We start from the raw sequence: 12,004 nt of genomic DNA, 5'->3' as shown, positions 1-12,004 counted from the left end.
CCCGACCTGTAGCGTCACAAACTCCACCTGCTTCCCACTAGCACGTAGTTGACTAATAAGTTCGGGTGTAAAGTGCAAACTTGCCGTCGGCACTGCAACAGAACCAGCTTTATTTGCAAAGATTGTCTGATCATCGATCTTGTCTTGGTAGTCCCCCGATCCCTGTCGAATGTTGGGAGCCGTATCGTTAAACACCAAGAGATCACGAGAGCCAAGATGTTGAGGGAGAGAAGCGAAGGTTGTTTCCTCTATCTCTGCATCTGGAGAGGTAATCAGAAGCTTTGCCGCTTCAGGCGGTTGAATCGGACGTTGGGCGATAAACTCTGTTGGGAGTTCATAGGTAAATATTTCCATGGTTGGTATTACCAGTCTGTGTTTGCTTGGAGTATGTGGGGTCTGCTTGTATAATTCAAATTGAGGCGTTGCTTATTGTGGCTATGATTGAGCTCCCATAGCCATGCCCAATTTTGCCCCCACAATTGATAGCCCTGGCGAAACATTAGACCTTTTGCAAAAGTCTTTCGCGGTCTAATGGGTTATTGGCAATTTTTGATTTAGCGTACGCTTAAAACTAACAAACTTGCTTTGTGCTCTCTTTGTATATAAACCTAGTACACAATCAAGCTAATTTGTCCCAAAACTCTGATTCAGTACCATCTCCTGCTCAACTATCGCCAGTTATGCTTGAGTAGCGACATTATTAATCACCCAAGCTGCATACTGTTCGTTGACATGCTGTGTACTTAGTACCACAAATTCAGGGGTATCGTAGGGATGATAATTAGTTACAGTCTGCTCTGCTTTAGAGATCAGCTCCGTAGTTGTTTTGATGAGTAGCAGCACTTCAGAATCAGACTCAACCTCACCCTCCCACCAATAAACTGAAGATATCCCGGGAATAATGTTCACACATGCTGCCTCTCTACGCTCCAGAAGCTGATGAGACAGATTATGGGCAACAGCATTATCAGGACAGGTGACAAGTATTAAAACTATGTTCATGCTTTTGCTTAATTTTTTTTTGACCCGGGAATATATTAAACCAGATTCCTGACTTTACAATGTTTTATAAAGAAAACGGTTAAATCCGGATGGGAGCCACCTATTCAGGAATGGCTGGAAAACTCGATCAAGGATATTGCTATTTTGGAGAATGAGCAGTTTGGCAGTATTGAAAGTCAATCCGGAAACAGCTAAAAGTCTCCTTGCTGAATTTTTGAATGAATAAGAGTGGGGTAGGCATCCTGCCTGCCCTAAGCAGGAAACAGGCAAGATGCCTGTTCCACGCCTGATGCCCATTCCACAGCAAGATGCCCATTCCACGCCTGATGCCCATTCCACGCCTGATGCCCATTCCAGAAAACTCTTAAAATCATTCCATTATTAAGTAAGGCCGAAAAAGTTAGAGGAGTTAAGGATGGAAACCAAAGCCTTAGGCACTTCGGAGGTAAAAATTACCCCGATTATCATGGGCACTTGGCAGGCCGGTAAATCTAGGTGGGTAGGCATTGAAGATGCTGAGACCATAAAAGGGCTGCGAGCAGGATTTGAGGCGGGGATAACTACGGTTGATACTGCAGAAATTTACGGGCAGGGTCACTCGGAACAAATTGTTGGTCAGGCTCTAGCAGAAGTACGAGACCAAGTGGTATATGCTACCAAAGTGTTTCCAAATCATCTTAAATATGACCAGGTGATCGAGGCTTGTGAGGGTTCCTTAAAAAACCTGAAGACAGATTATATCGACCTCTACCAGATTCACTGGCCTTCTGGCACCTTTCAAAGTGAGGTAGTGCCAATTGAGGAAACCATGAGCGCTCTCAATAGGTTGAAAGAGCAAGGCAAAATTCGGGCAATTGGAGTCTCCAATTTTTCCCGCAGCCAGTTAGCAGAAGCTTCTCAGTACGGACGAATTGATAGCTTGCAGCCTCCCTACTCTCTGTTTTGGCGTCAGGTGGAGCAAGATGCTATGCCTTATTGTGTAGAGCACAATATCTCGATTATTGCCTATTCTTCCTTAGCTCAGGGATTATTAACTGGCAAGTTTGGTCCAGAGCACAAGTTTCAGGAAGGGGATCATCGCAGCAAAAATAAGTTGTTCAACGGTGATAACTATCAACGAGCACAGCAAGCATTAGCTCAGCTACGACCAATTGCAGAGCGTCATCAGTGTACCCTGGCTCAGTTGTCTCTGGCATGGTTGATGTCTCAGCCACAAACGAATGCGATCGCAGGATTCCGAAATAGTGACCAAGTTATTCAAAATGCTCAAGCTGTTGAGGTTAAGCTATCTGCTGATGAGCTACAAGACATTGATCAGATTGGACGGTTGGTTACCGATCATATAGATGATAATCCAGTGATGTGGGATCTTTAAGGGACTGCTTAAACCTGACTTCTTGACGTCAGCGGTCAGCGGTCAGCGGTCAGGGGTCAGGGGTCAGCGGTCAGCGGTCAGCCGTCAGCTTATTTTATTCAAAAGTACTTCAAGTAGTATGGCCTACGGCCAATGACTGATTGCTGATAACTGATAACTGATAGCTGATTGCTGATAACTGATAGCTGAAAGCTGATTGCTGATTGCTGATTGCTGATTGCTTACTGTCAGTAACCAAAACCATTTCCCAGATAGTTGTTTAGACTATTTGGGGATTAAAGGGAATTAACAATGGTAATCCAAGTTGATCAATTTAGGCTATCGAGTGGTCAATCCTCCTTTGCTTCTTTAACTAACTTAGTTATCGCTTCGATAATTGTTTTAGAGTACACGGTTAAGGCAATGACTGCCGCCACCGCTGTTCCACCTTGGATCAGGGGGATAGGTAGTCCGCTAGGAGTTATATCGGTAGTTGGTGGAGCTGTTGATGTACCAACTACCTGGCTAACATTAACATCCAAATGCTCAGTTTTGGAGGTTTCTTCTAAGGTATACTGTAGTTGAACCATTAAAAAGTTTCGGCTTATTTCAAGCCGAGATAAGGTGTACGCTCGCGGAATGCCTAGAAGGTGTACGTCAGCGTGACGGATGCCTAGGCTAAGCCGAGTTGCCGCTCACACTCTAGCCTGGGCTTTTTTGCTAGTAACTAGGCCACAGTAAGACATTATATCAGAATTGTGGCAATTATCGTTTACATGTTTATCACTACCAACTCTCCGAGTGCTCTCTTACTTAGATCCTTGTGATAGCAACCCCTGCAGCTCAAAAGCTGGCACATTAGCCAGTTCCTTCGGTTCTAATTTATACATGCCTCCACCATAAACTCTACCTTCAGCAACCATAGCTTTCCCAGTAATCTGGTTAAGAGCTTCTATCAGCAATTTGTCCAAGTTGGGATTTTGGTTTATGGCGTTTTCCAAATCTGGCTTGGGGTAGAGAATAAGATATGAATTGGTAACAATTGCTTTTGATTGGTTGAGAATAAATCTAAAGGGCTTTTTCCCTTGTTTATCTGAACGTTGTAATCAACTTGCTGATAGCTGTTCGCGTAGCGCATTAGCTAATAGCTGATGACTAAATGTTTACGGATAGAGAGAATTAACATTTTCATCAATTAGATAGTTAATACTCATTCCCTTGTTGCCTAGCTTTTATTATTGCTCTTAATTGGCGCAGTTTTTCCGAAACAGGAGGCGGATTGAGTCGTTGCTGCTCCCTCATGGTATGACAATGAAAGAGCCAGTTTTTCATATATTCGCTGACAGCGTTTTGATTTTGCAGGTAATAGAGGATAGTAGCGTAGACTTGTTCTAGGGTTAATGATGTATAAGCTTGAGCAATTTCTTCTGGGGTTTTATGACAGTCTAGATAGTCATATAATATGGTTTCAATACCAATTCTTGTTCCTTTGAGGCGAATATCAGTAGGAGCAAGAAAGTTGAAATAATCTGTTAAAGCTTGATTTGACATGATCATTAGGTAAATAAACTAGTAAGTTTTATTGTAAACAGAAGTCTTTAGGTTATTGATGTGTAAACCCCGACAGTTACGTAGGGTGCGTTAGGGAAGGGCGAGCCCTCATTTTCTCGATAGCCAGGGTTAGGTTGCTGCCCGTAACGCACCACGGTGTCTACCTGTTTACCACTATCCCTAGGGCGAATAACCTTCACGATTATTACCACATAATCGCTCCAACAACTCTCTCGGAATAGCATCGAAATTTTCCAACAAAAAATCCATCAGAGCAAGATGTCGTAAAACCTCAGCAGCAGGAGCCTTATAGCGCTTAGTTCCAGCAAACCAGCTGTTAACTGTACTGATGGAGCGGGAGCAGATTAATGCTATGTCTTCTCGACTAACCTCCCATTTCGAGATGAACTCCTTTGGTGTCATGGCCAGTTGCCAGTGACTGTACATTTGGATCAGGATACGGTCTAGGTCAGTTAGGGGACGAGGATAGGATTTTGGGCGGGTGGGTTTCTTCCCTGCTAGTTGTGCCAGGCGGTCTAAGTACCGCTGGTAATAGATAGCATGATCAGTTGAGCGTTTATTTGGCATCATGGAATTATCTCCAATGTCCTTGGGGAATAAGCCGCGCTGTTGGAATGATGGTCTCAAGAAGCGCGGCTTTTTGTCCGATAATCATATCGAAACACCAGACATTTTTTTTATTACTAATAAATCATAATTTGTCAATATTATTTCTGGTATTCTTAACAGTTTTTAACAAGCAAAAAAATTACTTTTTGCAATTTTAACGATTAGCTATTAATGGAATTTATGGAGCAGTAATTTAATCAAGTAATATAGATTTTTTTAAAATAGGTAAGGTAAGCATATGCGCTACGCGCACGCTGCTTGAGGTGCCGTCAGCTTTCAGCCGTCAGCCATTCGCGAGCTGATAGCTGATAGCTGATAGCTGATAGCTGATAGCTGATAGCTGATAGCTGATAGCTGATAGCTGATAGCTGATAGCTTAGCTATCAACAATACATTTCGCCTCCAAAACCACCAATCCCTTAGTTTCAAACACCGAACAGGATGCCATCACTTGTTCCAAAGCAGGTTTTATCCCTTGTTCAAGTTGTTGAATAGCACGATTAGCGGCTGGCTGATACTGCTTCAACCACTTACGATCCTTAATAGCATCAGCCTTTAACTCGATTGGGTTTAGTACCCAAAAATCAATATCATAGGTTTTAATAAATTCCTTAACAACGGAGAGATTAGCACTATATTGGGCATCAATTAAATCTAGAGTTCGTTGTCGAAATTTCTGATAATATCCGACGTGGTAAGGAATAGCATATTCACTGGCTACCAAAACCGAACGCTGAGCAAAGGTGGGGATATTATTCATCTCTGGAGACAGAGAAGCAATTAAGCTATCTTTCGGTTGTTGTTGAAAAAAATTATATAAGGATGGAGTATTTCCGACTTTATAGGCAGTAATGGGAAAATCATTCACAAAACTAGGATATAATAGTAATGCTGCTGCAATTATGGTAGTAGTTGCAATAGCAATTATTTTAGGTATAGAAAAAATTTGCGAAAAACCAGAGCTAGAGAAACCGTTTTGGCTAGACTGGCTTGCCCATTTAACTACGCTATCAATCAGAATGATAAAAACTATACCAGCACTTAGCACCATGATCACTCTCAGACTATGTTGAGTATAACGACTAGGAAGATGTAATTTAAATAGCAAAACATGAGCAGCAACAAACATCCCGAGAGAGGCTAGTAGCATCTGGAGCAAAAGGGTAATTTCTTTACTGATCTGCTTGAATAACGGAAATTTATTGGGAAATAAGGGCAAGAGCAGCAGTAAAAATCCCGCGCCATTAGTAGCTGGAGTAAGAATCGAAGTCAGACGAATTCCGCTTCTACCTTTTAACCAAAACTTAGCGGGATCATCGTCATAAAAAAAACGCGATCGCCCCCCTGGAAAAAACTCTGGTAACTGTCTGGCTTCAGCGACAGAAATCACTGGACCAAACTCATTGGTTTTCAGGGCATAGGGTAACATAACCAAAAAGGCTACTATCAATCCCGCCAGACACAACCAACGTCGCTCTTGGGATAAGCCTAACTTACCATTGCGCCATTCAAATAGTCGTAAAACTAAGGTACCGGAAGAAATAAATACTAACTGGGGATAGAATAGACCTTGGAGTGCGATCGCACCCAAACAAAACCACAATGACCCCCGCACTAGGTAATACATAAACCCCAACAACAGGGGATAGACAAACGCCTTCGGTGTTCCAGACACCACTGTATCAGTCATGCCCAAGGCTTGAGACAGCAACAAAGTAGCACTAAAGGCAGCTGCTGGTACTGGCAATAATTCCAGACACACCCAAAAGCAATAGCTAGCGCTAACCAGATTCAACACTACCGGTAAGAGTTTGTTAAATAGCAATGGATTAACACCCAATGCTGCTATGACTCGATAAACTGTAGTGTAGCCAGCTGGAGCAACCGTTTGAAAGTAATCAGCAATTAAATCCTTAGGAAACAGCTCTGGATCAAGAAATCGCATCATCCAAAATATATGTTGTCGTGCATCATCTTGGACAATATACTCACCGCTAAAAGCTTCTCGTAGTGCTAGCAAGCTATACACTACGGTAAAGGTTAGGCTGAGGCTAAACCAAAAGATAACTTGAGGAGTAAATCGTTTGTTACAAGGAGTTGTGAGTAATCTCTCAATAGGGGCAATCATTTAGTCAAGGGAATAGGGAGTCGGGAATCGGGAATCGGGAGTCGGGAGTCGGGAGTCGGGAGTCGGGAATCGGGAATCGGGAATCGGGAATCGGGCAAAAATCTGGTGTATCTGATTACTATGAGAATTCTTATTCTAGTTCATTAATATCACCTTCAACCGGCTAACCTTGGCCAAAAGGCCACGCGATCGCGTTCAACCTTCAACCTGCTAACCTTGGCCAAAAGGCCACGCGATCGCGTTCAACCTTAAACCAAATAATCCTGATTGAGTGAAAAAAGGTAGGAAGAACAGTAGTGGTACGTTTATAGTTGGAATTCAAGGGGATAACGACGTTTGTGATGCTGTTTCTTCACGCTCCTTGTTTCGTAAGCATTCAGCTATCAGCGTGTCGCGTATCAGCTAATAGCTATTAGCTATCAGCTATTAGCTAATAGCTATTAGCTATTGGCCGTAGGCCAATGGCTTTTCCCCAGACTTTCAATTTTATTTTAAGCTGACGGCTGACAGCTGACAGCTGACGGCTGAATGCTTACCTTGTTTCTATCAGGGCTATCATTATGCCAATACAGGTGGTCAGATGTCCAAAATGGCTCCAATTAACCACTTGACATCAGCTATCCCACAGGGCTTTCTGGATGGGGAAGTTAATTCTTGGCATGTTGATAACCGATGAGTGGTTTCTGTTTTCAAGCTTGCCCAGTCCCTCTGTTTTTGTCAATCCTCTCTATGCCATTGGTATGAAACGATTATAGTATATTACCTACCGAGCCAATGAACATCAAGAATACCAATTCCAAAAATGAATCTTTCAATCTAATTCTTTGTGGATTAGCTTTCCAGTTTATTCCGTTATTCACGTTTGGATTAATTTTAGCAGCTTTTGAAGATTGGTCATCACCATTCCCTGGAGTTTTATTTCATTTAATTATCTCAACATTTATATATGGATATATACCTCTTCTCAAAGGATGCCGTCTATATAGTTACGACAAGGGATATGCAAGTAAGTGGGGATGGTTCGGATTATTAAGTATTTTGGGATTATCATTCCTATTACTTTTTCCGGAAAAGAGAACAAATTTTTATTCAGAAGGGTCATTGGGTAATGACTCAATAAATTTCCCCTTTAATAAGCTTAATATTCCTGAATTTTTATTATATTACTCGATAGCTTTCCCAATTTTAATTTTAACAATATTTATAATTATATTGTTAAGTATTGGATTATTATCCTTGGTAAAGGGCAGTGATTTTATTGATTTATTTAATGCTACCTGGGATATATTACCTGAATTATATGTCACCATTACATACTTATTTATAGGATTATTTTTATTTAGATATATCCGAATACTAGGATTCGATGTTGAAAAATTTGGGATTTTGAATTTTGGTAGTTTAAAGCCAATAATTAATTGGAAATTAATTATTTTAATAGTTTTTTTAAACTATGCTTTTGCTTGGGGCTTTAATTCCTTAATTTCATATTATATTTCATTTATTTACCCAGATTTTATTGAAAACTCGATTAATGAATTAGAATTTACAAATGTTATAGGGCTAATATCTTGGAGCTTTTCGGCGATTGTTTTTGCTCCGTTGTTGGAAGAGCTTATTTGTCGTGGAATAATCTTGCAGAAGTGGGCAATGAAATGGGGGATAAAAGCCGGAATAGTTACCTCATCTTTATTATTTGCGATTTGCCATTTGCGATTCGATATTGTATCCTTATTCATTGCCGGAACTATATTGTCTGTTCTATACTTTAAGACTGGCAACTTAATAGTACCAATCCTTTGTCATAGTCTTTACAATACTATTGTTACAATTTTTATGATTGGACGGTACTATAGTAGCTCAAACGTTGACTTCGTTTCGGTAAACGATTATCGAGTTTCCATGGAACCATTATTAGGTCAAAAAGCAATTGTAGCAGCTATATCCTTTGCCGTTATCATGTTTTTTTTATATAGAAATTTTCCTAAACAAGATGACATCCTTCCCTACTATAGAAATTCTAAGTGATTGATTAAAATTGTAAGGAATCCAAGGGGTTAAATTCACCTGTCCTGTTGGGATTAGCGCTACCACCATCCATAAACAGGCATCTTGGTGGAACGGGCATCTTGCCCGTTTCATTTCCGGACGGACTATCCCAACTAGGCGCGACCAGGCGAAAAATGAGTGGGAGCCCAAAGCTGGTGCGTTACGGGGCGGACTATCCCAACCCTGGCCACGAGGCGAAAAATAAGGGCAAGTCCGCCCCTAACACACCCTACGCACCCTACGTAACTTCAACCTTGGCCTATTGGCCACGCGATCGCGTCAACCTTCAACCAAATAACCTTGGCCTATTGGCCACGCGATCGCGTTCAACCTTCAACCTGTTAACCTTCAACCTGTTAACCTTCAACCGCTTAACCTCCAACCGCTTAACCTTCAACCTTCAACCTTCAACCTTCAAACCTTCAACCTTCAAACCTTCAACCTGCTAACCTCCAACCAGTTAACCTCCAAAAAAAAACCCCCAATCGGGGGTAGTGCATCAAAACTTTGTTAACCAAACTGTGGCGGAAACTAATTAATCAAATACACGATTACAAACAGAACAATCCACACCACATCAACGAAGTGCCAGTAGAGTTCTGCGGCTTCTACACCAAAATGCTCTTCACTGGAGTAGTGCTTTGAATTTAGCGATCTCAATAATACTAACACAATTAACCCGAGTCCGCAAGTAACATGAAGACCATGGAAACCAGTTAAGGCAAAGAAAGAACTGGTAAATAAGTTAGTAGTCAGACCAAAGTCTACATGAGTGTACTCATAGACTTGTCCTCCTAAGAACATCGCACCCATCAGAGCAGTGATTCCAAACCAGAGTCGCAAACCAGATACATCATTCTTCTTAATAGCACTCTGGCCCCGGTGCATGACGAAACTACTAGTAATCAGGATGATGGTGTTGATTGTTGGCACCAATAACTCTAATTCTGTACCCTCTGGAGGCCAAGCTGGCATCGTCGCTTTATAAATTAAAAAAGCGGCAAACATCCCCAAGAAGGTCATACTATCAGCAGCCAGAAACACCACCAAACCAAACATCCGAAAATCCGGATGCTCCTCGTGATGTACCTCTGCTGCCTCAACCTCATGATGATAGTTGAGGCTAGTTTTAGACGGATCTATCGTTGAGCCTTGCATAAATTCCTTTGAATTAATCTTGAGCTGACATTTGTGCCTGTTGAGCTTCGATTAGGGTAGGTTAGGAGGTTAAATTAAGAATTAAGAATTAAGAATTAAGAATTAAGAATGTAGAATGTAGAATTCTACATTCTTAATTCTACATTCTACATTCTACATTCTACATTCTGACAGACAACCTTGGCCAAAGGCCACGCTACGCGAACAACCTTGGCCAAAGGCCACGCTACGCGAACAACCTTGGCCAAAGGCCACGCTACGCGAACAACCTTCAACCTGCTAACCTACCCAACATCTCCTTTAACTTCAACCAGCAACTCCTCGACCTGTTTATCGGTGTCAACACTATAACTGTCGATACCGTATTCGTAAGGACCGGACCACAAAATTGGTTCCTCGTCAAAGTTCTCAATGGCAGGAGGAGAGGTAGTTTGCCACTCTAATGTCAGAGCTCTCCAAGGATTGCGACCAGCAATTGGACCACGGTTCAAACTCCAGATGATATTAATCACAAAGGGTATGGTAGAAACCGCTAGAAGATAGGAGCCAATAGTGCAGATCATGTTGAGGCTTTGAAACTGGGGGTCATACATAGCAACCCTACGGTTCATACCCAATAGACCAAGCTCATGCATCGGCAAGAAGGTCATGTTTAGACCAATGAAGGTCAACACAAAGTGAATGCGTCCTAAGGTTTCGTTGACCATTCGCCCGGTCATTTTGGGGAACCAGTGATAAACCGCGCCAAATAACCCTAGCACACTACCACCAAACAGAACGTAGTGGAAGTGAGCCACAATGAAATAAGTGTCATGGACATGGACATCAAAGGGAACGGAAGCGAGCATGACACCGCTAAGACCCCCAATCAAAAATGCCGAGATAAAGCCCATACCAAAGAGCATGGCACTATTTAAGTTGATTTTTCCGCCCCAAATCGTTGCCACCCAGCTAAACACCTTAATCCCTGTGGGCACAGCAATCAGCATGGTGGCAGCCATAAAGAACATCCGCAACCAACCAGGAGTGCCACTAGTGAACATATGGTGCGCCCAGACAATTAGTCCTAGGAAACAAATCAACATACTGGAGTATGCGATCGCACGATAGCCAAAAACCGGCTTACGGGCATGTACCGGTAGGATTTCCGAGATTACCCCAAAGAACGGTAGCACCATGATGTACACCGCCGGGTGGGAGTAAAACCAAAACATGTGCTGGTAAACAATTGGGTCTCCTCCCCCAGCCGGGTTAAAGAAATTGGTGCCAGCAATTAAATCAAAGGACAGGAAAATTAACGCTGCTGCTAGGACTGGAGTACCAATCAAAACTAGGATTGAGGTTCCTAACATTGCCCAGCAAAACAGAGGCATATCATGAATAGTCATGCTAGGTGTGCGCATCTTCACAATAGTAGTGAAGAAGTTAAGCGCCCCTAGCACTGAGGAAGTCCCGATCACCAGGATGCTCAAAATCCAAATTTCTTCACCCACCTGAGAACTAATCAAGCTCAAAGGGGGGTAAGAGGTCCAACCGGCTTCGGGAGCACCTACGAAAAAACTACTCATTAACAGCAAACCTCCCACAGCATTCATCCAGAATGCCACCGCATTCAGCTTGGGGAATGCCATATCCTTTGCCCCAATCATCAAGGGAATCAGATAGTTAGCAAAAGCAGCACCAGCTGGAATAATCCATAGGAACAACATAATTGTTCCGTGCATGGTGAACACTCGGTTGTAGGTTAACGGACTCAATAAATCCGGGTCTGGTGTTGCCAACTCAGTGCGAATTAATCCAGCTAATGCGCCACCGATGAAATAGAACACAAATGAGGTGACCAGGTATTGAATCCCAATAACTTTATGGTCGGTATTGAAGGTAAAGTAATCTTGCCAACGCCGCTCATGTTCTTCAACATGACCAGCATCCTTGACAGATTCCGGTTTTTCTACTTGCGTCGTCATGGGATAGTGGAGGTGTGATTGACTAAAAGGATAGGCAAAATTTAGAATTTAGAATTTAGAATTTAGAATTTAGAATTTAGAATTTAGAATTTAGAATTTAGAATTTAGAATTTAGAATTTAGAATTTAGAATTTAGAATTTAGAATTTAGAATTTAGAATTTAGA

The 12,004-nt window shown here is 42.1% G+C and carries 16 protein-coding genes; 3 read left to right on the top strand and 13 right to left on the bottom strand.

Annotated elements, in window-relative coordinates:
* From F6K20_RS08010 to F6K20_RS08000, 3 genes are all read right to left on the bottom strand, one after another.
* On the bottom strand, positions 1–354 hold a 354-nt coding region (locus F6K20_RS08010), incomplete at its 3' end, for an S-adenosylmethionine:tRNA ribosyltransferase-isomerase (protein ID WP_287294358.1).
* A gap of 324 nt (positions 355–678) precedes the next feature.
* Entirely contained in the window at positions 679–1,002 is a 324-nt protein-coding gene (gene cutA, locus F6K20_RS08005; protein ID WP_008186832.1) for a divalent-cation tolerance protein CutA, read from the bottom strand.
* Positions 1,003–1,253: 251 nt separating this feature from the next.
* The gene (locus F6K20_RS08000) at positions 1,254–1,376 is read right to left on the bottom strand and encodes a hypothetical protein (RefSeq protein WP_267872061.1); all 123 of its coding nucleotides are present in this window, start codon (positions 1,374–1,376) and stop codon (positions 1,254–1,256) included.
* 41 nt (positions 1,377–1,417) lie between these two features.
* Here F6K20_RS08000 and F6K20_RS07995 point away from each other — a divergent pair, with 41 nt between their 5' ends.
* Positions 1,418–2,377 (top strand): aldo/keto reductase, encoded by a 960-nt coding sequence (locus F6K20_RS07995; protein WP_287267836.1) that lies wholly within the window; start codon positions 1,418–1,420, stop codon positions 2,375–2,377.
* 109 nt (positions 2,378–2,486) lie between these two features.
* Here F6K20_RS07995 and F6K20_RS07990 read toward each other — a convergent pair whose 3' ends face one another.
* The 7 genes from F6K20_RS07990 to F6K20_RS07960 all read right to left on the bottom strand — a co-directional run bounded on the left by F6K20_RS07990 (position 2,487) and on the right by F6K20_RS07960 (position 6,665).
* Positions 2,487–2,621: a hypothetical protein gene (locus F6K20_RS07990; RefSeq protein ID WP_008186840.1), complete on the bottom strand. Its 135-nt coding sequence runs from the start codon at positions 2,619–2,621 to the stop codon at positions 2,487–2,489.
* Positions 2,622–2,706: 85 nt separating this feature from the next.
* Positions 2,707–2,946, bottom strand: coding sequence for a hypothetical protein (locus F6K20_RS07985; RefSeq protein ID WP_287294355.1), 240 nt, complete (start codon positions 2,944–2,946; stop codon positions 2,707–2,709).
* Between the two features lie 219 nt (positions 2,947–3,165).
* The gene (locus F6K20_RS07980) at positions 3,166–3,420 is read right to left on the bottom strand and encodes a hypothetical protein (RefSeq protein ID WP_499881595.1); all 255 of its coding nucleotides are present in this window, start codon (positions 3,418–3,420) and stop codon (positions 3,166–3,168) included.
* Between the two features lie 139 nt (positions 3,421–3,559).
* Positions 3,560–3,907 carry a DUF433 domain-containing protein gene (locus F6K20_RS07975; RefSeq protein WP_287294353.1) on the bottom strand — a complete coding sequence of 116 codons (348 nt, stop codon included), beginning with the start codon at positions 3,905–3,907 and terminating at the stop codon, positions 3,560–3,562.
* A gap of 47 nt (positions 3,908–3,954) precedes the next feature.
* Complete coding sequence (locus F6K20_RS07970; protein WP_154659855.1) at positions 3,955–4,107, bottom strand: hypothetical protein; 153 nt, start codon at positions 4,105–4,107, stop codon at positions 3,955–3,957.
* A complete protein-coding gene (locus tag F6K20_RS07965) occupies positions 4,088–4,498 on the bottom strand; it encodes a hypothetical protein (protein ID WP_287294351.1) in 411 nt (136 codons plus the stop codon). The genes F6K20_RS07970 and F6K20_RS07965 overlap by 20 nt, the downstream gene beginning before the upstream one ends.
* A 415-nt stretch (positions 4,499–4,913) precedes the next feature.
* Entirely contained in the window at positions 4,914–6,665 is a 1,752-nt protein-coding gene (locus F6K20_RS07960; protein WP_287294349.1) for a hypothetical protein, read from the bottom strand.
* A gap of 774 nt (positions 6,666–7,439) precedes the next feature.
* Here F6K20_RS07960 and F6K20_RS07955 point away from each other — a divergent pair.
* Positions 7,440–8,693, top strand: coding sequence for a CPBP family intramembrane glutamic endopeptidase (locus tag F6K20_RS07955; protein WP_287294346.1), 1,254 nt, complete (start codon positions 7,440–7,442; stop codon positions 8,691–8,693).
* A gap of 155 nt (positions 8,694–8,848) precedes the next feature.
* Positions 8,849–9,163 carry a hypothetical protein gene (locus F6K20_RS07950; protein ID WP_287267829.1) on the top strand — a complete coding sequence of 105 codons (315 nt, stop codon included), beginning with the start codon at positions 8,849–8,851 and terminating at the stop codon, positions 9,161–9,163.
* An 82-nt stretch (positions 9,164–9,245) separates the two neighbouring features.
* On the opposite strand, the gene F6K20_RS07945 is transcribed toward F6K20_RS07950, so the two are convergent.
* From F6K20_RS07945 to ctaD, 3 genes are all read right to left on the bottom strand, one after another.
* The gene (locus F6K20_RS07945; RefSeq protein ID WP_008186856.1) at positions 9,246–9,872 is read right to left on the bottom strand and encodes a cytochrome c oxidase subunit 3; all 627 of its coding nucleotides are present in this window, start codon (positions 9,870–9,872) and stop codon (positions 9,246–9,248) included.
* A 146-nt stretch (positions 9,873–10,018) separates the two neighbouring features.
* Complete coding sequence (locus F6K20_RS07940) at positions 10,019–10,147, bottom strand: hypothetical protein (RefSeq protein ID WP_267872063.1); 129 nt, start codon at positions 10,145–10,147, stop codon at positions 10,019–10,021.
* Between the two features lie 9 nt (positions 10,148–10,156).
* Positions 10,157–11,839: a cytochrome c oxidase subunit I gene (gene ctaD, locus F6K20_RS07935; protein ID WP_287294344.1), complete on the bottom strand. Its 1,683-nt coding sequence runs from the start codon at positions 11,837–11,839 to the stop codon at positions 10,157–10,159.
* Between the last annotated feature and the right edge of the window lie 165 nt (positions 11,840–12,004).

This window comes from Moorena sp. SIO2C4 (assembly GCF_010672485.1).
GTDB lineage: Bacteria > Cyanobacteriota > Cyanobacteriia > Cyanobacteriales > Coleofasciculaceae > Moorena > Moorena producens.
Note: the sequence above shows the minus strand (reverse complement) of the source record. Positions and strands in the feature narration are given on the sequence as shown.